Genomic DNA, 24,267 nt, shown 5'->3' with positions numbered 1-24,267 from the left:
GGGATACCGAGGCGTCTCATTCCACGACCAAGGTCAACCAGAAGATTCGTAGCTTCCTACGACGGAAAACACCGGGCTCACTGCTCCGCGAGCGCCCGCAGCCGGCTCAGCGCCCGGTGCTGCGCGACCCGCACCGCGCCCGGGGACATGCCGAGCATCTGGCCGGTCTCCTCGGCGGTCAGCCCGACGGCCACACGCAGCACGAGCAGCTCGCGCTGGTTCTCCGGCAGGTTGGCCAGCAGCTTCTTGGCCCAGGCGGCGTCACTGCTGAGCAGCGCCCGCTCCTCCGGGCCGAGCGAGTCGTCCGGCCGCTCCGGCATCTCGTCGGACGGGACGGCCGTGCTCCCCGGGTGCCGCATGGCGGCCCGCTGGAGGTCGGCGACCTTGTGCGCGGCGATGGCGAAGACGAACGCCTCGAAGGGACGGCCGGTGTCCCGGTAGCGGGGCAGCGCCATCAGGACGGCGACGCACACCTCCTGCGCCAGGTCCTCGACGAAGTGGCGGGCATCACCCGGGAGCCGCGACAGCCGGGTGCGGCAGTAGCGGATGGCGAGGGGGTGCACGAAGGCCAGCAGATCGTGCGTGGCCTGTTCGTCACCGTCGACCGCGCGGCGCACGAGCGCACTGACGGGCCCGGCGTTGCCGCCTTTGGCGGCGCCGGTGGGGCCTGTGGCCGGGGATGACCCCAGGGCCTCGTCGTCGCGCATCAATCCATGGTGCCTTGGCGCCGGAGCGTTCGTGGCATCGCGGTCCGTGTTGTGCGTCGAAGCGTTATGAGCGGGTGCGCCGGAACCCATCTTCTGCGCCCTCCCCTCCGCTCGGCCCGAATCGTCGTCCCCGAGGACTCGACCTCTCCAAGAATGCGGCACACCATCAAGGATGCGGCATCGCGCCCGAAGCGACACGTCCCCTGGATTGTGCCCCGTCAATCCCCGGCGGGACACCGGTCGGGACGGGACTTTCCCGCCCCGTCTCCCCCGGCGAGCCTGCCGCCCCGCCCGCCCACCGGCGGACGGGACCGCTCCGGTCAGCCGGACGCCCCTCCCGCGGTCAGCGGACGAGACCCCAGCGGAAGCCGAGCGCCACGGCGTGCGCCCGGTCCGAGGCGCCGAGCTTCTTGAAGAGCCTGCGGGCGTGCGTCTTGACCGTGTCCTCGGAGAGGAAGAGCTCGCGCCCGATCTCCGCGTTGGACCGGCCGTGGCTCATGCCCTCCAGCACCTGGATCTCGCGCGCGGTGAGGGTGGGCGCGGCGCCCATCTCCGCCGAGCGCAGCCGGCGCGGGGCCAGCCGCCAGGTCGGGTCGGCGAGCGCCTGGGTGACCGTGGCCCGCAGTTCGGCGCGCGAGGCGTCCTTGTGCAGGTAGCCGCGGGCGCCGGCGGCGACCGCGAGGGCCACGCCGTCCAGGTCCTCGGCGACCGTCAGCATGATGATGCGGGCGCCCGGGTCGGCGGACAGGAGCCGGCGCACGGTCTCGACACCGCCGAGGCCGGGCATCCGTACGTCCATCAGAATCAGGTCGGACCGGTCGGCACCCCAGCGGCGGAGGACTTCCTCGCCGTTGGCAGCCGTCGTCACACGCTCGACGCCGGGCACGGTGGCAACCGCGCGACGGAGCGCCTCTCGGGCAAGCGGGGAGTCGTCGCAGACGAGGACGGAAGTCATGACCGCCCTCCGCAGCTGCTGATGCGCGTCACCTTGAGCCTCCAGGCTGGTACGTATCGTCACCTGTGCGGTCGACGTCCTCGGACATCTGTCCGGGAACTTCTCGTTTCAACCGCACTCGCTCTCTCAACGATGGTCACTCGAAAGAGTTACGGGTCGGACGGACACCTTCGGCACTCTACGTGAGGAAGCGATCACAGCGCTGGAGCCACCCCGTCCCGCGCCCTCCATCTGGAGCTATGCCCTATTTGGCGGCTTTCCTTCCGTTTTGCATGTGCCTGAGGCTAGATTCCCAATGAGTCATATTTACATCTACTACGACAGTAGGTGTGGAGACATGGACCGTATCCGCCTCAGTACCGGCACCAAGAGGACTACCCATGGCAGATTTCTCCCGCCTCCCCGGACCGAACGCCGACCTCTGGGACTGGCAGCTGCTGGCAGCCTGCCGAGGGGTCGACAGCTCCCTCTTCTTCCACCCGGAGGGTGAGCGGGGTGCGGCCAGGAGTGCGCGCGAGGCCTCGGCTAAAGAGGTCTGCATGCGCTGCCCGGTGCGCGCGGAATGCGCCGCGCACGCACTCGCCGTCCGCGAGCCCTACGGGGTGTGGGGCGGCCTCACCGAGGACGAACGCGAGGAGCTGATGGGCCGCGCGCGGCACCGCCTGATCCCCGCCTCCAGCACGATCGGCCCGATCGCCCCCCACTGACCCGTCAGCGGGCGGCGGCCCGCACCAGCTCCCCCAGGGTCGCCGCCACCGCCGGCACGCGGGCCAGGTCGGGCAGCGTCAGCGCCACGACCTCCCGCTCCACCGCCGGCTCCACCGCCAGGGCGCTCACGCCCTTGGCCCGCACGGACTCCACCGCCAGCTCCGGCAGCACCGCCACGCCCAGCCCCGCGCCGACCAGTCCGACCACGGCCGGGTAGTCGTCGGTGGCGAAGTCGATGCGCGGGGTGAAGCCCGCGCCCTCGCACACCTCCACCAGATGGCGGCGGCAGCGCGGACAGCCCGCGATCCACGGCTCGTCGGCCAGCTCGGCCATGCGCACCCGCCCGGCACCGGCCAGCCGGTGCCCCTCGGGCACCAGCCCGACGAGCCGGTCGGTCAGCAGCGGGGTGACCACGAGGTCCTCCCACTCGGCCACGGCCGCCGCCCCGCCGTAGCGGAAGGCCAGCGCCAGGTCGCAGTCCCCCTCGCGCAGCATCTCCACCGAACGCGGCGGCTCCGCCTCCACCAGGGAGATGCGGGTGCCCGGGTGCTCGGCGCGCATCGCCGCGAGCGCGGTCGGCACCAGCGTGGAACTGCCGCTGGGGAAGGAGACGAGCCGCACCCGCCCGGCGCGCAGCCCGGCGATGGCGGCGACCTCCTCCTCGGCGGCGGTCAGCCCGGCCAGGATCCCGGCGGCGTGCCGCACGAGCGCTTCCCCCGCCTGGGTCAGCCGCATCTCGCGGCCCGTACGGACCAGCAGCGGGGTGCCGGCCGACTGTTCCAGGGCCTTCATCTGCTGGGAGACGGCGGGCTGGGTGCAGCCGAGCTCGCGGGCGGCGGCGGAGAAGGAACCGGTCCCGGCGACAGCGCGCAGGATCCGCAGGTGGCGTGCCTCAATCACCCTTCGAGCATAAGCCCGCCTTTTGCTCCGGCCGCAATCTTCGGCCGGACCTTTGGGAACGGGCCCCGCAGGGTGGGGGCGCAGGGCCCGGGCGGCTATTTTGCGCACATGACGACTGCGTTGATCACTGGATCCACGGCGGGCATCGGCGCCGCCTTCGCCCGGCGGCTCGCCGCCCAGGGCCACAACCTCGTCCTGGTGGCCCGGGACACGAAGCGGCTGGCCGAGCAGGCCACCGAGCTGCACGACCGGCACGGCATCGAGGCCGAGGTCCTGGCCGCCGACCTGTCCACGGAGGAGGGCATCGCGGCGGTCGAGACCCGCCTCGGGGACCGTACGCACCCGGTGGACCTGCTGGTCAACAACGCCGGGTTCGGCAACAAGGGCCGCTACCTGGAGGTCTCCATGGCCGACGAGCTGGCCATGCTGAAGGTGCACATCGAGGCGGTGCTGCGGCTGACCTCGGCGGCCACGGCCTCGATGCGCTCGCGCGGCCGCGGCGGGGTCGTGAACGTGGCCTCGGTGGCCGCCTTCGTCCCGCGCGGCACCTACGGCGCCAGCAAGGCCTGGGTCGTGCAGTTCACCCAGGGCGCGGCCCGGGACCTGGCGGGGTCCGGGGTGCGGCTGATGGCGCTGTGCCCGGGCTTCGTGCGGACCGAGTTCCACCAGCGGGCCGGGATGGGCACCGACAACATCCCGGGCTGGCTGTGGCTCGACGCCGACAAGCTGGTGGCCGCCGCGCTGGCCGACCTGGCGCGCGGGAAGACGGTCTCGATCCCGGACCCGCGGTACAAGGCGCTGATGGGCGTGGTGAAGCTGACGCCGCGCGGGCTGCTCGGCGGGGTCTCCTCCCGGACGGGGCGCAAGTACGGGCCGCAGTAGACGCGGCGGGGTGCGGGAGGCAGGCCCCGGGGTGTCCGTATGACCCGTCGGTAATCGCGGCAAAGGGGTGAAATCTCCCTAAACTGGACGTGTCCCATCCACCCCGGGGAGGCGACGCGATGACGTTCGTACAGGTAATCGATTACGAGACCAGGCGGTTCGACGAGATGAACGCCCTCATCGACCGCTACGCGGAACAGACCAGCGGGAAGCGCACGGTCACCCACACCATGATCGGCAGGGACCGCGACTCCCAGACCCACTACGTGGACCTCGTCGAATTCCCCTCGTACGAGGAGGCGATGAAGAACTCCCACCTCCCCGAGACCGACCGGATGTTCCAGGAGATGGTCGCGCTCTGCGAGGGAATGCCCAAGTTCATGAACCTCGACGTGGTGCGCGACGAGTACCTCAACAAGCTCGTCGTGAACCGGATGTTCGAGGAGTGCATCCTCAAGGGCGACTTCGCCGTCCTGGACGAGTGCCTGGCGGCGGACTACAAGGACCACGACATCATGGAGAGCGAGGGCCAGAGCGACGGCCGCGACGGCATGCGGCAGACCATCAGCACGTGGAGGGAAGCCTTCGACTTCTCCTTCGAGCAGACCCGGCAGATCGCCGAAGGCGACTGCGTCACGACCCTCTGGAACTGGAAGGGCAACCAGAAGGGCCCGTTCATGGGGGTCGCCCCGACCGGCAAGGAAGTGACGATGTCGGGATGTACGACCTTCCGTCTCGACAACGGCCAGATCGCCGAGGGCTGGTGGTACTACGACGCCCCGAGCCTGATGCGGCAGATGGGCATGATGCCCGAGTAGGCCGGCACGCAAGAGGCCCTGGTCACCCCCGCGTCGCAGCGGTGACCAGGGCCTTCTCGTTCAGCTAGCGCTCAGCGGCGACGGCCTCAGTGGCTGTGACCGTGACCGTGGCCGTGACCGGCGTCGCCCTCTTCCTCCGCCGGCTTCTCGACGACCAGGGTCTCGGTCGTGAGCAGCAGGGAGGCGATGGAAGCGGCGTTCTCCAGCGCGGAGCGGGTGACCTTGACCGGGTCGATGACGCCGGCCTTGACCAGGTCGCCGTACTCGCCGGTGGCGGCGTTGAAGCCGTTGCCCTTCTCCAGCTCCGCCACCTTCGAGGTGATGACGTAGCCCTCGAGGCCGGCGTTCTCGGCGATCCAGCGCAGCGGCTCGACGGCGGCGCGGCGGACGACCGCCACACCCGTGCCCTCGTCGCCGGTCAGGCCGAGGTTGCCCTCGAGGACCTTGACGGCGTGGACGAGCGCGGAGCCACCGCCGGAGACGATGCCCTCCTCGACCGCGGCGCGGGTCGCGGAGATGGCGTCCTCGAGACGGTGCTTCTTCTCCTTGAGCTCCACCTCGGTGGCGGCGCCGACCTTGATGACGCAGACGCCGCCGGCGAGCTTCGCCAGGCGCTCCTGCAGCTTCTCGCGGTCCCAGTCGGAGTCCGTCGACTCGATCTCGGCCTTGATCTGGTTGACGCGGCCCGCGACGTCGGCGGCGTTGCCGCCACCGTCGACGATGGTCGTGTCGTCCTTGGAGATGGTCACGCGGCGCGCGGAACCGAGGACGTCCAGACCGGCCTGGTCGAGCTTGAGGCCGACCTCCTCGGCGATGACGGTGGCACCGGTGAGGGTGGCCATGTCCTGGAGCATCGCCTTGCGACGGTCGCCGAAGCCCGGGGCCTTGACGGCGACCGCGTTGAAGGTGCCGCGGATCTTGTTCACGACGAGGGTGGAAAGGGCCTCGCCCTCGACGTCCTCGGCGATGATCAGCAGCGGCTTGGAGCCACCCGCCTGGATGACCTTCTCCAGCAGCGGCAGGAGGTCCTGGATGGAGGAGATCTTGCCCTGGTTGATCAGGATGTACGGGTCGTCGAGGACGGCCTCCATACGCTCCTGGTCGGTGACCATGTACGGGGAGAGGTAGCCCTTGTCGAAGGCCATGCCCTCGGTGAACTCCAGCTCCAGGCCGAAGGCGTTGGACTCCTCGACGGTGATGACACCGTCCTTGCCGACCTTGTCCATCGCCTCGGCGATGAGCTCGCCGACCTGCGAGTCCTGCGCGGAGAGCGCGGCCACGGCGGCGATATCCGACTTGTCCTCGATCGGGCGGGCGGTCGCGAGGAGCTCCTCGGACACGGCCTTGACCGCGGCGTCGATGCCCTTCTTCAGGGCGGCCGGGGAGGCGCCGGCGGCGACGTTGCGCAGACCCTCGCGGACGAGCGCCTGGGCGAGCACGGTGGCGGTGGTGGTGCCGTCACCCGCGATGTCGTTGGTCTTGGTCGCCACCTCCTTCACGAGCTGGGCGCCGAGGTTCTCGTACGGGTCGTCCAGCTCGACCTCGCGGGCGATGGTGACACCGTCGTTGGTGATGGTGGGGGCGCCGAACTTCTTGTCGATGACGACGTTGCGGCCCTTGGGACCGATCGTCACCTTCACCGTGTCGGCAAGCTTGTTGACGCCGCGCTCGAGGGCGCGACGGGCGTCCTCGTCGAACTTCAGGATCTTCGCCATGGGAGCGGTTCAGCCCTCTCGAAAACTCGGGTTTAACGAACCGCGCCCCTCGCCGCCCGGCAATCAGCGGGGTGACCAGGGGCGCAGTTCAAAGCAATGCGTGAGAAGTGATTACTTCTCGACGATCGCGAGCACGTCGCGGGCCGAGAGGACGAGGTACTCCTCGCCGCTGTACTTCACTTCGGTGCCGCCGTACTTGCTGTACAGCACGATGTCGCCGACGGAGACGTCCAGCGGAAGACGCTGGCCGTCCTCGAAGCGGCCCGGGCCGACCGCGAGGACGACGCCCTCCTGGGGCTTCTCCTTCGCGGTGTCCGGGATGACCAGGCCGGAGGCCGTGGTCTGCTCGGCGTCGAGCGGCTGGACCACGATGCGGTCCTCAAGCGGCTTGATGGCAACCTTGGAGCTGGCGGTCGTCACGATCCGACCTCCCCCTTCGGAGATCCGGGGTTAACTGTCTGAGGTGGCGACCAGGTCGATCCGTCGTCGCGGGTGCCGGACCTGCCTGTCGCTGTGTTGGCACTCACCGGTGGCGAGTGCCAGGTGTGACACTATTCCGGCGATTAGCACTCGGTCAAGCGGAGTGCCAACACAGGCCGCCACTCCCACCGGATCCGGCCGCTGGACGACCCGTTTGGCTCATTCGGCACGGGGGCCGGGGCGCAGGCCCGCCATCGCGCCCTGTGTGAGGCTTGCCCCGTGCGCATCCTGGTCGTGGAAGACGAAGAGAACCTGGCCGAGTCCCTGCGGCAGGGCCTGTCCGCCGAGGGCCACCGCGTCGAGGTCGCCCACGACGGGCACCGCGGGCTGGAGCTGGCCCTCACCGGCGGCCCCTACGACGTCGTGCTGCTGGATCTCATGCTGCCCGGCCCCGGCGGCGCCGAGATCTGCACCCGGATGCGCGCCCACGGCGACCCCACCCCCGTCCTGATGCTCACCGCCAAGGACGGCGAGTACGACGAGGCCGACGGTCTCGACGCCGGGGCCGACGACTACCTCACCAAGCCCTTCTCCTTCGTCGTGCTCGGCGCCCGCCTGCGCGCCCTCGCCCGCCGCGCCGCCGGCCCCGGGCCCGCGCCCGCCGTGCTCCGCGCCGGGGACCTGGTCCTCGACCCGCACGACCGCCGCTGCCGCCGCGGCGCGCAGGACATCGAGCTCACCGCCCGCGAGCTCGGCGTGCTCGCCTGCCTGATGGAACGCCCCGGCAGGGCCGTCGCCAAGCAGGACATCCTCGACGAGGTGTGGGACTCCCCCCACGGCATCGACCCGAACATCGTCGAGGTCTACGTCTCCTCCCTGCGCAAGAAGATCGACGCCCCCTTCGGCCGCCGCTCCATCCTCACCGTCCACGGCACGGGCTACCGCATGGCCCCCGACGGCGGCTGAGGGCGGTCGACCTTGGTCAGCAGCCTCCGCGCCCGGACCGCGCTCGCCGCCGCGGTCGCGATGGCCGCCGTGCTCGCCACCGGCGGACTGTGGCTCTACACCCTCATGCGCGGCAACCTCCTCGACAACACCACCGGCCGCACCGAGCTCGCCGCACGGAAGACCGCCGCCCAGGCCGACACCCGCACCCTCCCGCCCGGCGGCCGGCTGCCCGCGCCGGAGGGCGGGGTCGACCTGGTCCTCGTACGCGACGCACAGGGCCGGACCGTCGCGAGCACCGCCGCCGGCGGGGAACCCCGGGACATCCCCCGACTCGACGGGCTCCGCCCCGGCCCCGGGCAGGACTCCCGGTCGGCCGTCCTGCCCCCCGCGCACCCCGGCGGGCAGCGGCGCGTGGTCGTCGCGGTCGAGGCCCCCGGCCCGCCCGGGGCGCACGACCCCGCCGCCCCGCACACCGTGTACGCGCTGACCGTGCTCGGGGACGTGGACGACGCCACCCGCGCCGTCGCGGTCGCACTGCTCGCCGGGGCGCCGCCGATGATCGCCTTCGCCGCGGCGCTGGCCTGGTGGGCCACCGGGCACGCGCTGCGCCCCGTCACCGCGATCCGCTCCGGGCTGGCCGCGGTCACCGCGAGCGAGCTGGACCGCCGTGTCCCCGACCCGGGCGGCGCCGACGAGATCGCCCAGCTGGCACGGACCGTCAACGACACCCTCGACCGGCTGGAGCGCTCCGACGCCCGGCAGCGGCAGTTCACCGCCGACGCCTCGCACGAACTGCGCAACCCGCTGGCCGCCGTCCGCTCCCGGCTGGAGGTGGCCCTGGCCATGGAGCGGCCCGACCGGGCGTCGGTGGAGGCCGCGCTGGCCGACACCGACCGGCTCCAGCGGATCGCCGCCGACCTGCTGCTCCTGGCCCGCCTCGACGGCGGACCCGCGCCGCGGCCCGAGCCGGTGGACCTGGCGCTGCTGGCGGCGGAGGACGCGGCACGCCGCCCCGCGCCCCGGGTGCCGCTGCGGGTGGAGGCACCGGCGCCGGTCCCGGCGTACGGGGACGCGGCGCGGCTGGAGCGGGCGCTGGGCAACCTGGTGGACAACGCCCTGAGGTACGCGCGGGGCCAGGTCGTGGTGCGGGCCGCCGCGCGGGACGGGTGGGCGGTGCTGGAGGTCGCCGACGACGGTCCGGGGATCCCGGAGGCGGACCGGGCCCGGGTCTTCGAGCGCTTCGTACGGCTCGACGCGGACCGGGGCCGGGCCAGCGGTGGCACCGGCCTGGGCCTGCCGATCGCCCGCGAGATCGCCCGGGCCCACGGGGGCGGCGTCCGCGCCCTGGGCGCGCCGGGCGGGGGCGCGCTGCTGGAGCTGCGGATCCCGTCGGGGAGGCGCTGAGCCCCCGCTCTCAGGCAGGCGTTCCTGGCGGAAAAGTGCAATTTTCGACACTCCCCATCGAGGGCTTCGGGCTTCGCAAGGAACCATGGGGAGGACATCAACGTCATAGATGATATGAAGATAAAGCGCCTCATTGCCGAGCAGATCGGTCCCCAGACCGCCACTGCGACCCCGAGTGCACCGGGCGCCGCGTCTCCTTCCCCCTCCTCGCCCTCATCGGCGTCGTCCCCGTCGGCCGCTCCTCCGCCCCCTCCGCAGGCGCGGCAGGACACCATCGACGGTGGCGGCGTTCCGTGCGTGGACTGAGGCCGCTGACGGTGGCGGGTGCCCGCCGCCGGACCGAAGCACTCCTGCTGGTGTTCGTCGTCGGCATCGCCGTCTTCGGGCACGTGAGCGCGGGCCTGGCCATGAACGGCGAGCTGCCGCAGCACCTCACCAGCTTCGTGATCAGCATGTCGCTGCTCTCGCTGGTGGGACACCTGGGCATCCGCCGGTTCGCGGCGTACGCGGACCCGCTGATCTTCCCGCTCGCGATGCTGCTGACCGGGCTGGGCCTCGTCCTGATCCACCGGCTCGACCAGGGGTACATCGAGCGCTACGGGTCGGACGCGAACGCTCCCGGCCAGCTGATGTGGACGGTGGTCGGGGTCGCCGCCTGCCTGCTGGTGGTGGCGCTGCTGCGGGACCACCGGCTGCTCCAGCGGTTCATCTACATCACGATGGCCGTGGCGCTGGTGCTGCTGATCGCGCCGGCGTTCTTCGGCGCGGACACGTACGGCGCGAAGCGCTGGATCATCCTGTTCGGGTTCTCGCTCCAGCCGGGCGAGTTCGTGAAGATCATGATCGCGATCTTCTTCGCGGGGTACCTGGTCATCCACCGCGACTCGCTGGCACTGGCGGGCCGGAAGTTCCTGGGCATGCGGCTGCCGCCGATGCGCCAGCTCGGACCGATCATCACGGTGTGGATCATCTCGCTGCTCGTGCTGGTCTTCGAACGCGACCTGGGGACCTCGCTGATCTTCTTCGGCGTCTTCGTGGTGATGCTGTACGTCGCCACCGAGCGCACCAGCTGGATCGTGTGCGGCCTGGTCCTGGCGGCGGGCGGCGCCTTCGTGGTCGGCTCGACCGAGCCGCACGTGAAGGCACGCGTGGCGGCCTGGCTCAACCCGCTGTCGTACTACTGGGAGAACCGCCCGCCCGGGGTCACCTCCGACCAGTCGGCGCAGGCCCTGTTCAGCTTCGGCACGGGCGGCGTCTCGGGCACCGGCCTGGGAATGGGCCACCCCGAGCTGATCAAGTTCGCGGGGCGCAGCGACTTCATCCTGACGACGGTGGGCGAGGAGCTCGGCCTGGCGGGGGTCATGGCCGTCCTGCTGCTGTACGCCCTGCTCGTCCAGCGGGGCCTGCGGATGGCCCTGGCCGCGCGTGACCCGTTCGGCAAGCTGCTGGCGATCGGCCTGGCGTCGGCGCTGGCGCTCCAGGTCTTCGTGGTCGCGGGCGGCGTCACGGGCCTGATCCCCCTGACCGGCAAGGCCCTGCCCTTCCTGGCGAAGGGCGGCTCGTCACTGCTGGCCAACTGGATCATGATCGCCCTCCTCCTCCGCATCAGCGACAGCGCGGAACGCCAGAGGGAGGCGGACGCCCGAGGCCCGGCGGAAACGACCATCACCCCGGTGGTGGCGGGGGTGGTGGGGTAGGGGCGGGGGCCGGCTTTTTCCCCCTCGAGGGGTAGGGGGCGGGTCGGTGGCTGCCCACCCACCTCACGGCGGGGTCCGCGCGGGGCGGAACCGGATAGCGGACCGGTGCGGGGGGGAGGGCGGGACCTGAGCCGGGCGGTCTCAGGGATGGGTTGGGGCTTTCCCGTCAGTCTCATCGTCCTTCCGCGTCGGGCCACCCTGTCAAGGGCGCTCCTTCGTCGCGTCGCTTCGCGATCGCCTACGGCGACCCTTGACAGGCCGTCCCGCCACGGAAAAACGAAGACTGCCGGGAAACCCCCAAAGGAACGGGACGGACGTTCATTGGACATCCGGCGGCATCAGCGACCAGCCGGGGTCGTCGGGGGCCGCCTCGCCAAGCATCCGGGCCGCTATCGGCAGCAATCGGGGCCGCGATTCGCGACAGATCGCTACGCGCTCCTCCCGTCTCAGCGTCCGACGCCCGCCTGGGGCCGCTGCCCGCAGGGAAGGACGACGGATCCGGCATCCGGGGCCGGTGGGCGCGACAAATCGCTACGCGCTCCTCGAATTCCGGCGTCCGCGCCCCGTCTTGGGCTGATACCCGCACCAAATGCCAACCAGAGGAACATCCGGAAGCGAGGGGCGCGGCAGATCGCTACGCGCTCCTCTCGGCTCGGCGTCCGACGGCTGTCTGGGGCCGCTGGCCGCAGCTGAGGACGACGGAGTGGGCATCCGGGGCCGGTGGGCGCGACAGATCGCTACGCGCTCCTCTGATTTCGGCGTCCGGCGGCCGTCTGGGGCTGATACCCGCACTCAAGGGCGACGGGATCGGCATCCACAGCCGGCAGGCGCCCCAGATCGCTACGCGCTCCTCGAAATCCGGCGTCCGGCGGCCGTCTTGGGCTGCTACCTGCACCAAATGCCGACCGGATAGGCATCCGGGGCCGGTGGGCGCCGTAGATCGACTTCTAGGATCTGCTGCATGGCAACGCGACTTGTGCAGATCAACATGAAGGCCCAGGACGACACCACACTCGGCCGGTTCTGGGCGGAGGCGCTCGGCTGGGGTATCGACAGCGAGGGGCCCGGCGTGACCAACCTCGAACCCGTGGGGTTCGCCTACCCCGACCCCGTGGCCGTGTGCGTCGACATCATCGCCCGGCCGGAGCCCAAGACGGTCAAGAACCGGGTGCACCTTGATCTGGCCACCACCTCGGCCGCCCATCAGGCGGAGTTGGTCGCTCGGCTGAAGGACCTCGGCGCCACCCTGGCCGACGTGGGCCAGGGCGACGTCCCCTGGACGGTCATGGCCGATCCGGAGGGCAACGAGTTCTGCGTCCTGGAACCCCGGGAGATCTACCGCGACACCGGGCCGATCGCCGCCGTGGTGGTCGACTCCACCGACCCGCGCGAGATGGCACGGTTCTGGGGCAAAGCGATGGACTGGACGGTGCACCAGGTCACCGACGACCAGGCGACCATGCGATCCGCCCAAGGGGTCGGCCCCTACCTGGAATTCATCCGCACCCCGGACACCAAGAGCGTGTGGAACCGCGTCCACCTCGACGTCGCCCCCTACTCCGGTGACGACCTGGCCGCAGAGGCGGCCCGGCTGCGCGCCCTGGGAGCCACCGACCCCGGCATCGACCAGTCCGCCATCTCCTGGACGATCCTCGCCGACCCGGAAGGCAACGAGTTCTGCCTCCTCTCCCCGCGCTGACCAGCCCAAGAGAACCGTCGGACGCCGAGCCGAGAGGAGCGCGTAGCGATCTGGGGCGTCCACCGGCCCCGGATGTCCATCCGGTCGGCATTTGGTGCAGGTAGCAGCCCAAGACGGCCGCCAGACGCCGGAATCCGAGGAGCGCGTAGCGATCTGGGGCGCCTGCCGGGCCCCGATGCCGATCCCGTGGCCCTTGGGTGCGGGTATCAGCCCCAGACGGGTCGCGGACGCCGGAATTCGAGGAGCGCGTAGCGATTTGTCGCGCCCACCGGCCCCGGATGCCGGATCCGTCGTCCTTCCCTGCGGGCAGCGGCCCCAGGCGGGCGTCGGACGCTGAGACGAGAGGAGCGCGTAGCGATCTGGCGCGAATCGCGGCCCCGATTCATTGGCTCGTCGGCCCGGATGCCCGGCGAGGCGGCCCCCGACCATCCCGCCTGGTCGCTGATTCCGCCGGATGTCCCATAAACGTCCGTCCCGTTCCTTTGGGGGTTTCCCGGCAGTCTTCGGCATTTCGTGGCGGGACGGCCTGTCAAGGGTCGCCGTAGGCGATCGCGAAGCGACGCGACGAAGGAGCGCCCTTGACAGGGCGGCCCGACGCGGAAGGACGATGAGACTGACGGGAAACCCCCAACCCCTCCCTGAGACCGCCCCGCCGGGACCCCGACCACCCCCACCCCCGCTCCGCCGCCCAGTCCCCGCCCAGCGGGAGCCCGCCCCAGCCCCCCAGCCGCGACGCCCACCCCCCTACAGGTAGTCCTCCAGGCGGCCGATCTTGTACCCCTGCTCCTGTATGTGCTGGAGCATCTTCGTCGCCATGTGGATTTCCGTCGCGCCCTTGAGTTCCGACGGGCCGCGGAAGTGGGCCAGGATGATGTCGCCGGGTTTGAGGGCCGAGCCCTCGGCGTACTGGAAGTCGTTTATCTGCATCGACGCCCGCCACAGCACGACCGTGTTGATACCGCACTCCGAGGCGGCCTTCAGGGTGTCGTCGTTGTAGTTGCCGAAGGGCGGGCGGAACAGGACCGGACGCTTGCCGAAGCGCTTCTCCAAGCGCTCCTGCTGGCCGCATATCTCCTTCTTCTGCGCCGCGAACGCCAGCGTGCGCATGTTGGGGTGCGTCAGCGTGTGGTTGTTTATCGTGCTGCCGGAGCCGTTGTCGCGGAGCTTCTCGAAGTAGCCGTAGTCCGACGACGCCACGTTGTCCGTCAGGAACATGCCGATCGGCAGCTTGAGGTCGGCCGCCATCTTCAGGAACTCGGGGTCCTTCTCCGCGCCGTCGTCGAAGGTCAGGAAGACGACCTTGTCGTTCGGAGCCACGGGTATTCGGTCCACGACCACCGGCTTGCCCGGGCCCGCCGGCTTCGGGAGTTGGGGCTTCTGCGCGGGCTTCGGGGCGTACTGCAGCGGGGCGGTCAGCCCCCACTTGCGGTACGCCTCGTCCCCCGGGGTGCCCGCCTGGGCGGAGGCGGCCGCGGAGGCCGGGGCGGACGGGGAGGCCGACGGGGCCCCCGGCGTCTGCCCGGCCTTGCGGCCCAGTCTCTCGATGGGATCCACGCTGTTCCCGCATCCCGACAGGGACAGCGCGAGCGCGCCGGCCGTCAGCGTCCCGGCTACCAGCCGGCGCGCGTACTTCACAGGTAATCCTCCAGGCGGGCCACGGCGTACCCCTTGTCCGTGACGGTCTTCATGACATGACGGATCATGTCAGGCATCGTGCCCTTCCAGTCCTCGCGGCCCCGGAAGTGCGTGAGGATGATGTCCCCGGGGTGCAGGTCCCTGTCCCATTCACGGTAGTCCATCCGGTTCGGGAAGGCCTCCGCGTTCCACAGGGGGACCGCCTTGATGCCACAGGACTTCGCCGCCCGCAGCGTGTCCTGGTTGTAGTTCCCGTACGGCGGCCGGAACAGCTGGGGCCGCTTGCCGAACTGCTTCTGGATGGTGTCCTGCTGCCCGCAGATCTCCTCGCGCTGCTGCTCGTAGTTGAGGCCGGGCAGGTAACGGTGGTTGAGGGTGTGGTTGTCCAGGGTGACGCCCGCGTCCTGCATCTGCTTGAAGTACGGGTAGTTGTCCCGCACGAGGTAGTCGCTGAGGAACGCCGTGTACGGGATCTTCAGCTCCTGCATCATCCGGATGAACTCGGGGTCCTTCTCGGCCCCGTCGTCGACCGTCAGGAAGACGACCTTGTCCTCGGTCGGGACGGTGGTGAAGACCGGGGGCAGCTCGTCCTGCCCCTCGACCTCGAAGCCCTCCCGCGCGGTGATCTCCGGCTTCGTCCTGGGTCCGGGCGGGGCCGCGAGCGGGGTCTTGGCGAGGCCCCACTTCTTGGCCATGGCGGCGCGCGCCTGCTGGGCGGCCTTCTGCTGCTCGGCGGAGTTGGCGAGGGCACCTGCCGCGCCCGGGCCGGTCTCGGCGGCGGCGTGGCCCGGCTTGCCCTTGACGGGCGTCCCCGGGTCGGCGGCGCCGCACCCCGTGCCCAGGGCGGCGACCAGCAGCGCTGCCGCGGCCACCCCGTACCGGCCGCGCGGGCGTGCCGCGGACCGGTGACCAAACTGCGAGGGATTTCCCTTTTGTCGTACAAGCTGCATAGCGCGGATCCTTGCACCGCCCGGCGCGGCTCCCCGGTCGACACCACGACCGCGGTCCCCCCTTCCACCGACTGGCCGACAATGGAGCCGTGACTCCCGAAGACTTCGCCGCGCTCCTCACCCCCGAGGGGCGCGCCCTCCTCGACTCGCTCCGCGACTACGACCCCGCCCAGGAGCTGGCCGTGGCCACCCGGCTGCGCCGCGAGCACCCCGCCGGGCTGGTGTCGGCCGCGCTGGGCCAGGCCCGGCTGAGGCAGCGGGCGGTGGCGAAGTTCGGGGCCGAGGACGCGTTCCGGATGTTCTTCACCCCCGGCGGCGGGGAGATGGCCACCCGCGCGTCCGTGGCCTCGTACCGGGCCGAGCGGCTGGCCGGGCTGGGCGTACGGAGCGTCGCGGACCTGTGCTGCGGGATCGGCGGGGACGCGCTGGCGCTGGCGCGGCGCGGGATCCGGGTGCTGGCGGTGGACCTCGACCCGCTGACGGTGGCGGTCGCGCGGGCCAACGCGGAGGCGCTGGGGCTGGCGGACCTGATCGAGGTCCGGGAGGCGGACGTGACGACGGTCGACGTCTCCTCGTACGACGCCGTCTTCATCGACCCGGCGCGGCGCGGCGGGCGCGGGCGGATCTTCGACCCGGAGTCGTACTCGCCGCCGCTGTCGTGGGCGGTGGAGGCGGCGCGGGCGGCCACGTACGCGGCCATCAAGATCGCGCCGGGGATCCCGCACGAGGCGGTGCCGGCGGAGGCCGAGGCGGAGTGGATCTCGGACCACGGGGATGTGAAGGAGGCCGTGCTGTGGTTCGGCACCGCCCCCGGGACGGTACGGGCCACCCTGCTGCCGGGGCCGGTCGGGCTGCGCACCGCCGACCCGCTGCCGGATCCCGCGGCGGGCCCGGTGGGGCGCTGGCTGTACGAGCCGGACGGGGCGGTGATCCGGGCGCACCTGGTGGCGGAGGTGGCGGAGCGGCTGGACGGGCGGCTGATCGACCCGACGATCGCGTACATCACGTCCGACGAGCTGCGGGCCACGCCCTACGCGACGGCTTACGAGATCACGGACGTGCTGCCGTTCGGGCTGAAGAAGCTGAAGGCGCTGCTGCGGGAGCGGGAGGTGGGGGTGCTGACGGTGAAGAAGCGGGGGTCGGCGATCGAGCCGGAGGAACTGCGGCGGAAGGTGAAGCCGTCGGGGCCGAACGCGGCGACGGTGTTCCTGACGCGGGTGGGCGGGGCGCCGGCGATGCTGATCGGCTCGCCGGTGGCCTAGCGGTTCGCGGGCCCGGCCCCCGACCCCGCGCCCCGGCCTCCCCCGGCTACCGCCGGGCCGGTGGGCGGGTACCGCGCCTCACGCGCCGGCGAGGCTGGACTTCGCCGGGCGGGCAGGGGCGGCCTGGGCGCGCTGGGCGCGCTTCGGGTGGGCGGCCGTGCGGGCGCGGAGGGACCAGCTGTAGTGGGTGGCGGCCTTGGCCAGGCCCAGGAGGGCGGTGATCCACAGGATCAGCCCGAGGCCCATGGAGTACGCGACCTCCCCGACCGTGTCCGCCCCCGGCCGGGCGCCCGCCGCGGCGGTGAAGGCCGTCCAGAGGCCGAGGGCGCCCAGGGACAGGGAGGCCAGCAGCCACACCGCGCTCCGGACCGGTGCGCGCAGCCCCGTGTCCGCGCCGGGGCCGCGGTCCGCGACGGCCCAGGCGCACAGCAGCTGGTGCACCCGGCGCTCCTGCCGGGCGCCCCGTACGAAGCAGTAGCCGGCCGGCACCAGCACCGCCAGCCCCATCACGGCGAACACGGCGCCGAAGAGGCGCTCCGGCCCGGCGCCGGACTCGAAGGTCATCACGGCCATGCTCACGAAGGTCCAGCCCACCGCGAAGACCGCCGCCAGCACCCACAGCAGCGCCAGCCGCCCCAGGCCCAGGCTGCGGCGGCTCAGGTCCGCGAGGAAGCGCGCGCGGTCGGCCCGTACGACGCGCTCGTCCAGCCACTCGCGCAGGTGCGCGGGCGGCGGCGGGGGCGGCAGGTCACGGCGGCTAGGCATGCGCATGACCCTAGCGACGCCCCTTGGAGCTTCACCGCAGCGCTCCTCGACCCGCGCTCAGCCGCCCTCCGTGACCTCGACGGATTCGAACCGCCAGCGGTGCACGGCCCGGGTGATCAGGTCCGCCGCGGGCTCCGGCAGCTCCGGGAGCTCCGCCGCCGCTCCGCCCTCGGGCGCCTCCCACCAGGTGATCACGAGCACCCGGTCCTGCTGCGCGCGCAGCACCTCGCGGCGCAGCGGCTCCCGGGCCAGGACCTGGGCGCGGGCCCACTCCAGCAGCTCGTTGCCCCGGCCCTCGACGGCCCGGGCCTCCCACATCAGCGCGACGGTGTTCACGAGTAGAGGTTGTCCTTGCTGAGCTCGTGCACGTGGTCGTGGGAGTGCCCACCGTGGCCATGACCGTGGCCGTTGTCGTGGTCGTGGCCGTGCTCGTGGGACGTGCCCGGGACGTGGGGGTCCGTCACCGGGAGGGAGGAGTCCGCGGACAGGTCCCAGTCCGAGGCCGGACGGTTCCGCTTGACCATCTCCGCACCCAGCGCGGCGACCATGGCGCCGTTGTCGGTGCACAGCTTGGGCCGCGGTACGCGCAGGGTGATCCCCGCGGCGTCGCACCGCTCCTGCGCCAGCGAGCGCAGCCGGGAGTTGGCCGCCACGCCACCGCCGATCATCAGGTGGTCCACGCCCTCGTCCTTGCACGCGCGGATCGCCTTGCGCGTCAGCACGTCCACCACCGCCTCCTGGAAGGAGGCCGCCACATCACGCACCGGCACCTCCTCGCCCGCGTTCCGCTTCGCCTCGATCCAGCGGGCCACCGCCGTCTTGAGGCCGGAGAAGGAGAAGTCGTACGCCGGGTCGCGCGAACCGGTGAGCCCGCGCGGGAAGTTGATGGCCGCGGGGTCGCCCTCCTTGGCCAGCCGGTCGATGACCGGCCCGCCGGGGAAGCCCAGCTGGAGCACGCGGGCGATCTTGTCGAAGGCCTCGCCCGCCGCGTCGTCGATGGTCGCGCCCAGCGGGCGCACGTCGCTGGTGATGTCCGGGGCCAGCAGCAGCGAGGAGTGGCCCCCGGAGACCAGCAGGGCCATGGTCGGCTCGGGCAGCGGACCGTGTTCGAGCTGGTCGACGCAGATGTGGGAGGCGAGGTGGTTGACCCCGTACAGCGGCTTGCCGAGCGCGTACGCGTACGCCTTCGCCGCGGAGACGCCGACCAGCAGGGCGCCCGCGAGGCCGGGACCGGCGGTGACGGCGATGCCGTCGAGGTCGCGGGCGGTGACGCCGGCTTCCTTCAGGGCGCGCTCGATGGTCGGGACCATCGCCTCGAGGTGGGCCCGGGAGGCGACCTCGGGCACGACGCCGCCGAAGCGGGCGTGCTCGTCGACGCTGGAGGCGACCGCGTCGGCGAGCAGGGTGGTGCCGCGGACGATGCCGACGCCGGTCTCGTCGCAGGAGGTCTCGATGCCGAGGACGAGCGGTTCGTCAGCCATGGGTCTCACTGCTCTCAGGGTGTTCGGGATTCTCTGTGGTCGAAGTGGCGGCAGCCGTGCGGGCCGGGTCGGTCAGGCGCATCACCAGCGCGTCGACGTTCCCCGGCTGGTAGTAGCCGCGCCGGAAGCCGATCGGCTCGAAGCCGAAGCGCTCGTAGAGCCGCTGGGCGCGGGTGTTGTCGACCCGTACCTCCAGCAGCACCTCCGCGCACTCGAAGGCGGTCGCGGCGCGCAGCAGCTCGGTGAGCAGCCGGGCGCCGAGTCCGGTGCCCCACTGGTCCTTGGCCGCCGCGATGGTCTGTACGTCGCCCAGGTCGCCGGAGGCCGCCAGTCCGGCGTAGCCGACCAGGCGGCCGCTGTCCGGGTCCTCGGCGACGACGTAGCGGCGGCTGGCGCGCGGGCCGCGGGCGTGGGCGAGTTCGGACCAGAACATCCCGGCGGACCAGGCGTCCTCGGGGAAGAGCTCGTGCTCCAGTTCCAGCACCGGTGCGATGTCCCACCAGCGCATCTCGCGGAGCACTGCGGTCGGGGCCGTCACTGCGGGGTGACCACCTTGTAGTTCTTCGGCACCTGGGCGTCGGGGCGGCGCAGGTAGAGCGGGGCCGGCGGGACGCCGTCGGCGTTCTCGAACGCCGCGCCGGCCGCGAGGCGTTCGGCGGCGAGGGCGGCGAGGGCCGCGGCCGACTGGTGCTCGGGGTCGCGCGCGTCGGTGAAGACCTCCGGGTAGAGCCGGGCGCCCCGGCCGACCGCCGGGAGGCCGGCGACCTGCTCGGCGATGTCGGCCGGGCGGTCCACGGCGGGCTCGCCGACCCGGGTGCGGGGGTCCTCGTAGCGCGCCCAGTAGACCTCCTTGCGCCGCGCGTCGGTGGCGACGGTGAAGGGGCCCTCGATCCCGGCGGCGCCCGCGGCGTAGGCGAGCCCGTCGAGGGTGCACAGGCCGTGCACGGGGATGCCGAGGACGGAGGCGAAGGTGGAGGCGGTGACCAGGCCGACGCGCAGCCCGGTGTAGGGGCCGGGGCCGACGCCGACGACGATGCCGGTGAGGGCTTCGAGCTTCACCCCGGCCTCGGCGAGGACCCGGTCCACGGAGGGCAGCAGGAGCTCCCCGTGGCGGCGGGCGTCGACCTGGTGGGACTCGGCCAGGACGGACTCCCCGTCGTGCAGGGCGACGGTGACGGCGGGCGTGGCGGTATCTACGGCGAGCAAGAGCACGCGAACAGCCTACGACTCCCCGGCGGCTGGGCCTTGCGGCCGGTCGCGGCGGGCCCCGGCTGCTACCTTTCGACCGGGAGTACGGCGCGGCGCCGCAGCGGCTGTGGGGCGGCGGCGGCACGGCGACAGGGCAGCAACCGGTACGCGCGGGCGCGGAGAGGTAGGAGCAAGGTGGCAAGCAGCAGCTCGGGAATCGTGGCCGGGCTCACCGTCACGGCGATCGCGGCGATCGGGTTCCTCGGCTACCAGGCCCACGCGACCGCTCCCGCGCACCCCGTGAAGCCCGCCGCGCAGGCCCCGGCGAACCCCCAGAACCAGGCTCCGGCGCAGCAGCAGGACGCGGCGAAGCCGGCGAAGCTGCCGGCCGAGTCGGGCACCGGGCAGCGGGTGGTGTACTCGGTGTCGCAGAAGCGGGTGTGGCTGGTCACGGAGGACGGCAAGGACCCGAAGACCTTCACGGTGGTGCCGAGCACGGTGCACCCGGCGCCCGGCAGCTACCTGGTCAACTCCCGGGCGGGCACGGTCACCGGCTCGGACGGGGTGCCGATCGAGCACGTCGTCCGCTTCGCCAGCAGCACCGAGGGCATCGGGATCGGCTTCAGCGCCCGGGTGGACGGCGCCCTGCCGCAGCCGGACCCGGCGAAGAAGACGGGCGGCATCCGGATGTCGCGTGCGGACGGCGACGCCATGTGGGCCTTCGCGCTGTACAACTCGAAGGTCGTCGTCGTCCAGTAGGCCGTCGGGGGCCGTCGGGGGCCGTCCGGCTCGCCGGGGGTTTCCCCAGCGCTCCTTTCCGAGCACATTTTTCACCCGTACGTGGGTACCGCGTACGGGCCGTCGCAGGCGTCAGGCCGCTTCCGGTTCCACGGAGGCGGCCTGTTCCGTGTCCGCCGCGCCCTCGGGCGCGGGGTCCGGGGGGCTCGCTTCCGAGCGCGCGGGCGGTGTGGACACGGCGCTGGCGGCCACGCCCGCCGCGAGCAGGGCCCGCATGGACACGACGGGCGCTCGCTCTGCTCCTGCTGCCGACATGGCTGCCTCCTGAGACCCCGGGGCGCCGCACTTAGGTAGACCTAACCAGCGCTCGGTACCATGTCATCACGCGAGCCCGCACCAGCGCAACGTTTTCCCGACGAGTTGTCGGTACCTCGTCGGCGGAACGGCCGGAACGGCCGGAACGGCTACGCCGGCGAGAGCCGCGCCAGCTCCGGCCCGGCCTCGGCCCAGCGCGCACCGACGCCGCGCAGCGCTACCTCGCGCACGTCGTCCAGGACCTCCTCGTGGCCCACCGCCCGTCCGATGACCACGTGCAGCCGGTCGTCGGAAAGCTCCTCCACCTTGCCGTCGCCCCACTCCACGACGACCACGGACTCGGGCAGCGAGACGTCGAGGTCCAGGTCCTCCATCTCGTCCAGCCCGCCGCCCAGCCGGTACGCGTCCACGTGCACCAGCGGCGGCCCGTCGCCCAGGGACGGGTGCACCCGGGCGATCACGAAGGTCGGCGAGGTCACGGCCCCGCGCACGCCCAGCCCCTCCCCCAGCCCCCGGGTCAGGGTGGTCTTGCCCGCGCCGAGCTCACCGGTCAGCAGGACCAGGTCGCCGGGGCGCAGCAGGCCGGCGATCCTGCGGCCCAGCTCCTGCATGGAGGCGGGCGAGTCGACGGTGATCAGGGTTTCGGCGGCGGCCTCGGCCAGGGCCTCAGCGGCCGGGCTGCGCGGCGCTTCCCGCTGTACGTCTTCCATGCGCCCCAACGTTAGTCGGTGCGCGGACGGCTCCGGCGCGCTCCAGCAGGCCGGTGAGCAGCCCCGTCACGATCTCGGGGCGTTCGAGCATCATCAGGTGGCCGGTCTCCTCCAGGACCACCAGGTCGGCGGCCGGAAGCTCCTCCTTGATCGCCACGCTGTGCCCGGCCGGGATGATCATGTCCCGGTCCCCGGCGACCACGGTGACGGGGACGTCGGCGAACCGCTGGAGGGCGGCGCTCTTGTCGTGAGTCTGGAAGGCCGGGAAGAACTCGGCGACCACGTCGATGGGGGTGGCCTCGATCAGCCGCTCGGCGAAGCGCGCGACGCCGGGGTCGACGTCGCGGGAGCCGAACGAGTAGAGCTTGATCATCCCGGCGAAGAGGTCGGCGGTGGCCCGGCGGCCCTTCTCCACGAGCTCCACCTGGGAGCCGAGGGCCCTGAGCACGCCCGGCAGCAGGCGGCGCACCGCGCCCTGCCCGATGGCCGGCAGCCCGTACGTGACCTCCCCGAGCCGCCCGCTGGAGGTCCCGACCAGGGCCACCCCGAGCACGCGCTCGCGCACCAGCTCGGGGAACTGCTCGGCGAGGGCCATGACGGTCATGCCGCCCATGGAGTGGCCGACGAGGACGAGCGGGCCCTCGGGCGCGGCGGCGTCGATGACGGCCTTGAGGTCGCGGCCGAGCTGGTCGATGGTGACGGGCTCGCCGTCGGCCTGGGCGAGGCCGCGGGCGCTGCGGCCGTGGCTGCGCTGGTCCCAGTAGACGGAGCGGACGGTCCCGCGCAGGGCAGCGCGCTGGAAGTGCCAGGAGTCCTGGCTGAGGCAGTAGCCGTGGCAGAACACGACGGTGGCCGGGGCGGCGCCCTTGCGGCGCGGCCGGCGCCTGCCGGCGCTCCGGGGCCCCTCCTCCGCCTCGTCGACCTCGTAGTAGAGCTCGGTGCCGTCCTCGGCGCGGCAGGTGCCCTCGGTCCCGCGCAGGGAGCCGTAGTCCCCGGCGGCGTCCAGCGCGAGGCGCGCCTTGCGGCGGATGCCCCGGCCCACGGTGATCCGTTCGACGGCGACACCGGCCGCGGCGCCCGCCGCCATGACACCGATGGCGGCGCCGGCCCAGCCGGCCTTGCGCCAGTTCTCGCTCACGACCCGTTCCCGCTCACGACGTCGCCGTCCTCACTCAGCCTCAGCCGCCGAGGTAGACCCGGGGCACCCGACCTCCGATACGGGTGACGATCTCATACGCGATCGTATGCGCCGCTTGAGCCCAGTCCTCGGCGGTCGGCTCGCCGCGCTCGGCGTCGCCGAGGATGACGACCTGGTCGCCCGCCTCGGCGCGGTCCTCGCCGAGGTCCACGACGAACTGGTCCATGGCGATCCGCCCGGCGGCCTGCCGGATCTTCCCGGCGACGAGCACGGGCCCGCGGCCGGAGGCGCCCCGCGGAAGGCCGTCGCCGTAGCCGGCGGGGACGAGCGCGAGGTGCGTCTCGGAGCCGGTGACGTAGTGGTGGCCATAGCTCACGCCGTGCCCGGCGGGGACGGTCTTGACCAGGGCGAGCGAGGCCTTGAGGGTCATGGCGGGCCGCAGGCCGAGTTCGGCCGGTGTGCCGAGCTCGGGGGAGGGCGAGACGCCGTAGACGGCCAGGCCGGGGCGGACGAGGTCGAAGTGGGCCTCGGGGAGGGTGAGGGTCGCGGGCGAGTTGGCGATGTGCCGGACCTCGGGGTCGACGCCCTCCTTCTCGGCGTAGGCCAGCATGTCGCGGAAGGCGTCGAGCTGGAGCCGGATGGAGGGGTGGCCGGGCTCGTCGGCGCAGGCGAAGTGCGACCAGACGCCGGTGACCCGGACGGTTCCCTCGGCCTGCGCGGCGACGGCCGCGCCGACGAGCTCGGCCCAGTCGGCGGGCTGGCAGCCGTTGCGGCCGAGGCCGGTGTCGGCCTTGAGCTGGATACGGGCGGTGCGGCCGGCCGCGCGGGCGGCCGCGCGGACCTCCTCCAGGGCCCACATCCCGCTGACGGACACGTCGATGTCGGCCTCGACGGCCTCCTGCCAGGGCCCGCCGGGGGTCCACAGCCAGCACATGATCCGCCCCTGGATCCCGGCGGCGCGCAGCTCCAGCGCCTCCTCGGGGGTGGCGGTGCCGAGCCAGGTGGCCCCGGCCTCCTGGGCCGCCCGGGCACACGGGAGGGCCCCGTGCCCATAGGCGTTCGCCTTGACGACGGCCATCAGCTCGGCCCGGGGCGCCCGCGCCCGCAGGGCACGCACGTTGGCCCGTACGGCATCAAGATCGATCTCGGCGTACACGCGCATCGGTGTCTCGTTCATCGCCCACAGTCTCTCAGAACCCGCACGACCCGGTGATCCAGCACGATTCGCCCCA

25 protein-coding genes are annotated in these 24,267 nt (G+C 72.4%); 9 read left to right on the top strand and 16 right to left on the bottom strand.

The features are described from left to right. Positions 1-77: 77 nt before the first annotated feature. Complete coding sequence (locus tag B4U46_RS21560; RefSeq protein WP_079429336.1) at positions 78-707, bottom strand: sigma-70 family RNA polymerase sigma factor; 630 nt, start codon at positions 705-707, stop codon at positions 78-80. A gap of 343 nt (positions 708-1,050) precedes the next feature. Next, positions 1,051-1,662 (bottom strand): response regulator transcription factor, encoded by a 612-nt coding sequence (locus tag B4U46_RS21555; RefSeq protein ID WP_003948568.1) that lies wholly within the window; start codon positions 1,660-1,662, stop codon positions 1,051-1,053. A gap of 380 nt (positions 1,663-2,042) precedes the next feature. On the opposite strand from B4U46_RS21555, the gene B4U46_RS21550 reads away from it, so the two are divergent. Beyond that, the gene (locus B4U46_RS21550; protein WP_079429335.1) at positions 2,043-2,369 is read left to right on the top strand and encodes a WhiB family transcriptional regulator; all 327 of its coding nucleotides are present in this window, start codon (positions 2,043-2,045) and stop codon (positions 2,367-2,369) included. Between the two features lie 4 nt (positions 2,370-2,373). On the opposite strand, the gene B4U46_RS21545 is transcribed toward B4U46_RS21550, so the two are convergent. Further along, positions 2,374-3,270 (bottom strand): LysR family transcriptional regulator, encoded by an 897-nt coding sequence (locus B4U46_RS21545; protein ID WP_079429334.1) that lies wholly within the window; start codon positions 3,268-3,270, stop codon positions 2,374-2,376. A gap of 108 nt (positions 3,271-3,378) precedes the next feature. Between B4U46_RS21545 and B4U46_RS21540 the strand changes: the two genes are divergently transcribed. Further along, the gene (locus B4U46_RS21540; protein WP_079429333.1) at positions 3,379-4,152 is read left to right on the top strand and encodes an SDR family NAD(P)-dependent oxidoreductase; all 774 of its coding nucleotides are present in this window, start codon (positions 3,379-3,381) and stop codon (positions 4,150-4,152) included. Between the two features lie 119 nt (positions 4,153-4,271). Beyond that, positions 4,272-4,970: an ester cyclase gene (locus B4U46_RS21535; RefSeq protein ID WP_079429332.1), complete on the top strand. Its 699-nt coding sequence runs from the start codon at positions 4,272-4,274 to the stop codon at positions 4,968-4,970. A gap of 86 nt (positions 4,971-5,056) precedes the next feature. Here the strand turns inward: B4U46_RS21535 and groL are convergent, their stop codons facing one another. Continuing rightward, positions 5,057-6,685 carry a chaperonin GroEL gene (gene groL, locus B4U46_RS21530; RefSeq protein ID WP_079429331.1) on the bottom strand — a complete coding sequence of 543 codons (1,629 nt, stop codon included), beginning with the start codon at positions 6,683-6,685 and terminating at the stop codon, positions 5,057-5,059. Between the two features lie 111 nt (positions 6,686-6,796). After that, positions 6,797-7,105 (bottom strand): co-chaperone GroES, encoded by a 309-nt coding sequence (gene groES / locus B4U46_RS21525; RefSeq protein WP_030230757.1) that lies wholly within the window; start codon positions 7,103-7,105, stop codon positions 6,797-6,799. Positions 7,106-7,384: 279 nt separating this feature from the next. Here groES and B4U46_RS21520 point away from each other — a divergent pair, with 279 nt between their 5' ends. From B4U46_RS21520 to B4U46_RS21500, 4 genes are all read left to right on the top strand, one after another. Beyond that, positions 7,385-8,071, top strand: coding sequence for a response regulator transcription factor (locus B4U46_RS21520; RefSeq protein ID WP_079429330.1), 687 nt, complete (start codon positions 7,385-7,387; stop codon positions 8,069-8,071). A 12-nt stretch (positions 8,072-8,083) separates the two neighbouring features. After that, positions 8,084-9,457 carry a HAMP domain-containing sensor histidine kinase gene (locus B4U46_RS21515; protein WP_079429329.1) on the top strand — a complete coding sequence of 458 codons (1,374 nt, stop codon included), beginning with the start codon at positions 8,084-8,086 and terminating at the stop codon, positions 9,455-9,457. Positions 9,458-9,750: 293 nt separating this feature from the next. Further along, positions 9,751-11,154 (top strand): FtsW/RodA/SpoVE family cell cycle protein, encoded by a 1,404-nt coding sequence (locus B4U46_RS21510; RefSeq protein WP_079429328.1) that lies wholly within the window; start codon positions 9,751-9,753, stop codon positions 11,152-11,154. A 961-nt stretch (positions 11,155-12,115) separates the two neighbouring features. After that, the gene (locus B4U46_RS21500) at positions 12,116-12,853 is read left to right on the top strand and encodes a VOC family protein (RefSeq protein WP_079429327.1); all 738 of its coding nucleotides are present in this window, start codon (positions 12,116-12,118) and stop codon (positions 12,851-12,853) included. A 744-nt stretch (positions 12,854-13,597) separates the two neighbouring features. Here B4U46_RS21500 and B4U46_RS21490 read toward each other — a convergent pair. Then, positions 13,598-14,488 carry a polysaccharide deacetylase family protein gene (locus tag B4U46_RS21490; protein WP_237293056.1) on the bottom strand — a complete coding sequence of 297 codons (891 nt, stop codon included), beginning with the start codon at positions 14,486-14,488 and terminating at the stop codon, positions 13,598-13,600. Further along, positions 14,485-15,438: a polysaccharide deacetylase family protein gene (locus B4U46_RS21485; protein ID WP_079429326.1), complete on the bottom strand. Its 954-nt coding sequence runs from the start codon at positions 15,436-15,438 to the stop codon at positions 14,485-14,487. The genes B4U46_RS21490 and B4U46_RS21485 overlap by 4 nt, the downstream gene beginning before the upstream one ends. 89 nt (positions 15,439-15,527) lie before the next feature. Here B4U46_RS21485 and B4U46_RS21480 point away from each other — a divergent pair, with 89 nt between their 5' ends. Then, complete coding sequence (locus B4U46_RS21480; protein ID WP_100863067.1) at positions 15,528-16,700, top strand: THUMP-like domain-containing protein; 1,173 nt, start codon at positions 15,528-15,530, stop codon at positions 16,698-16,700. A 78-nt stretch (positions 16,701-16,778) separates the two neighbouring features. Here the strand turns inward: B4U46_RS21480 and B4U46_RS21475 are convergent, their stop codons facing one another. From B4U46_RS21475 to tsaB, 5 genes are read right to left on the bottom strand one after another with little or no spacing between them, the layout of a single operon-like run. After that, positions 16,779-17,465 (bottom strand): hypothetical protein, encoded by a 687-nt coding sequence (locus tag B4U46_RS21475; protein ID WP_185117201.1) that lies wholly within the window; start codon positions 17,463-17,465, stop codon positions 16,779-16,781. Between the two features lie 57 nt (positions 17,466-17,522). Further along, the gene (locus B4U46_RS21470) at positions 17,523-17,801 is read right to left on the bottom strand and encodes a hypothetical protein (protein ID WP_237293053.1); all 279 of its coding nucleotides are present in this window, start codon (positions 17,799-17,801) and stop codon (positions 17,523-17,525) included. Then, positions 17,798-18,946 (bottom strand): tRNA (adenosine(37)-N6)-threonylcarbamoyltransferase complex transferase subunit TsaD, encoded by a 1,149-nt coding sequence (tsaD, locus tag B4U46_RS21465; protein ID WP_079429323.1) that lies wholly within the window; start codon positions 18,944-18,946, stop codon positions 17,798-17,800. The genes B4U46_RS21470 and tsaD overlap by 4 nt, the downstream gene beginning before the upstream one ends. Continuing rightward, complete coding sequence (gene rimI / locus B4U46_RS21460) at positions 18,939-19,484, bottom strand: ribosomal protein S18-alanine N-acetyltransferase (RefSeq protein ID WP_079429322.1); 546 nt, start codon at positions 19,482-19,484, stop codon at positions 18,939-18,941. The genes tsaD and rimI overlap by 8 nt, the downstream gene beginning before the upstream one ends. Next, the gene (tsaB, locus tag B4U46_RS21455; protein ID WP_079429321.1) at positions 19,481-20,158 is read right to left on the bottom strand and encodes a tRNA (adenosine(37)-N6)-threonylcarbamoyltransferase complex dimerization subunit type 1 TsaB; all 678 of its coding nucleotides are present in this window, start codon (positions 20,156-20,158) and stop codon (positions 19,481-19,483) included. The genes rimI and tsaB overlap by 4 nt, the downstream gene beginning before the upstream one ends. A 171-nt stretch (positions 20,159-20,329) precedes the next feature. Here tsaB and B4U46_RS21450 point away from each other — a divergent pair, with 171 nt between their 5' ends. Beyond that, complete coding sequence (locus B4U46_RS21450; protein WP_079429320.1) at positions 20,330-20,893, top strand: hypothetical protein; 564 nt, start codon at positions 20,330-20,332, stop codon at positions 20,891-20,893. Between the two features lie 111 nt (positions 20,894-21,004). Here B4U46_RS21450 and B4U46_RS37485 read toward each other — a convergent pair whose 3' ends face one another. From B4U46_RS37485 to alr, 4 genes are all read right to left on the bottom strand, one after another. Beyond that, positions 21,005-21,187 carry a hypothetical protein gene (locus tag B4U46_RS37485; protein ID WP_159402109.1) on the bottom strand — a complete coding sequence of 61 codons (183 nt, stop codon included), beginning with the start codon at positions 21,185-21,187 and terminating at the stop codon, positions 21,005-21,007. Positions 21,188-21,336: 149 nt separating this feature from the next. Continuing rightward, the gene (gene tsaE, locus B4U46_RS21445; RefSeq protein WP_079429319.1) at positions 21,337-21,897 is read right to left on the bottom strand and encodes a tRNA (adenosine(37)-N6)-threonylcarbamoyltransferase complex ATPase subunit type 1 TsaE; all 561 of its coding nucleotides are present in this window, start codon (positions 21,895-21,897) and stop codon (positions 21,337-21,339) included. Next, positions 21,854-22,984: an alpha/beta fold hydrolase gene (locus B4U46_RS21440; RefSeq protein ID WP_079431904.1), complete on the bottom strand. Its 1,131-nt coding sequence runs from the start codon at positions 22,982-22,984 to the stop codon at positions 21,854-21,856. Before B4U46_RS21440 ends, tsaE begins: the two co-directional genes overlap by 44 nt. A gap of 91 nt (positions 22,985-23,075) precedes the next feature. Next, a complete protein-coding gene (gene alr, locus B4U46_RS21435; protein ID WP_187344174.1) occupies positions 23,076-24,212 on the bottom strand; it encodes an alanine racemase in 1,137 nt (378 codons plus the stop codon). Positions 24,213-24,267: the final 55 nt, after the last annotated feature.

The sequence above is a fragment of the Streptomyces katrae genome (assembly GCF_002028425.1).
GTDB classification, from domain to species: Bacteria; Actinomycetota; Actinomycetes; order Streptomycetales; family Streptomycetaceae; genus Streptomyces; species Streptomyces katrae_A.
The sequence above is the reverse complement of the archived record's forward strand: the minus strand, read 5'-3'. Positions and strand labels throughout refer to the sequence as shown.